The following is a 1,324-nucleotide window of genomic DNA, read 5'->3' as shown; positions in this document are numbered from 1 at the left end:
GATAAAGTCCGTATAATTGTGTAAAAGTAAAAAGGCCATATAACAGTCCTTTTACGGTACAATGTTTTTAACGACAAAAACATACCCAGGAGGACTTTTACATGACCCAAGTACATTTTACACTGAAAAGCGAAGAGATTCAAAGCATTATTGAATATTCTGTAAAGGATGACGTTTCTAAAAATATTTTAACAACGGTATTTAATCAACTAATGGAAAATCAACGAACAGAATATATTCAAGCAAAAGAATATGAACGAACAGAAAACCGACAAAGTCAACGAAATGGCTATTATGAGCGCAGCTTTACGACACGTGTAGGCACGCTAGAATTAAAAGTACCCAGAACACGTGATGGCCATTTTTCACCCACAGTGTTTGAACGTTATCAACGAAACGAAAAAGCCCTCATGGCTTCAATGTTGGAAATGTATGTATCAGGCGTTTCAACTCGTAAAGTATCAAAAATTGTGGAAGAACTTTGTGGTAAATCCGTCTCTAAGTCCTTCGTTTCTAGCTTAACAGAACAGCTAGAACCTATGGTTAACGAGTGGCAGAATCGTTTATTATCAGAAAAAAATTATCCTTACTTAATGACCGATGTACTCTATATAAAAGTACGAGAAGAAAATCGAGTACTCTCAAAAAGCTGTCATATAGCGATTGGAATAACCAAAGATGGCGACCGTGAAATTATCGGCTTCATGATTCAAAGTGGCGAAAGCGAAGAGACCTGGACAACATTTTTTGAATACCTAAAAGAACGCGGTTTACAAGGTACGGAACTCGTTATTTCTGATGCGCACAAAGGATTAGTCTCTGCCATTAGAAAATCCTTCACCAACGTAAGTTGGCAAAGATGCCAAGTTCACTTCCTAAGAAATATCTTTACCACCATTCCTAAAAAAAATTCAAAATCTTTCAGAGAAGCTGTTAAAGGAATTTTTAAGTTCACAGATATTAACTTAGCGCGTGAGGCTAAAAATCGATTGATTCATGATTATATCGATCAACCAAAATATTCAAAAGCTTGCGCATCATTGGATGATGGATTCGAAGACGCCTTTCAATATACCGTACAAGGAAATTCCCACAATCGACTAAAGAGTACCAATCTAATTGAACGACTGAATCAAGAAGTACGCAGAAGAGAAAAGATTATTCGCATCTTCCCCAATCAAACATCAGCCAATCGCTTAATTGGAGCCGTTCTTATGGACCTACATGATGAATGGATTTATTCTTCAAGAAAATACATCAATTTTGATAAGTAGAAATGGTAAAAACATTGTATAGCATTTTACACAGGAGTCTGGACTTGACT

The 1,324-nt window shown here is 36.3% G+C and carries 1 protein-coding gene; it reads left to right on the top strand.

Going from position 1 to position 1,324, the window contains the following annotated elements; translation table 11 throughout:
- Positions 1-101 precede the first annotated feature (101 nt).
- Positions 102-1,274, top strand: a complete 1,173-nt coding sequence (locus KA894_RS11440) for an IS256-like element IS256 family transposase (protein WP_000195429.1) — start codon at positions 102-104, stop codon at positions 1,272-1,274.
- The last annotated feature ends 50 nt before the right edge of the window (positions 1,275-1,324 follow it).

The sequence above is a fragment of the Staphylococcus sp. GDY8P131P genome, from assembly GCF_017891975.1.
GTDB classification, from domain to species: Bacteria; Bacillota; Bacilli; order Staphylococcales; family Staphylococcaceae; genus Staphylococcus; species Staphylococcus nepalensis.
The sequence above is the reverse complement of the archived record's forward strand: the minus strand, read 5'-3'. Positions and strand labels throughout refer to the sequence as shown.

What these genes read in the sequence shown, in the direction of transcription:
- KA894_RS11440 (WP_000195429.1), top strand. Translation starts at nt 102, where the DNA reads ATGACCCAAGTACATTTTACACTGAAAAGCGAAGAGATTCAAAGCATT.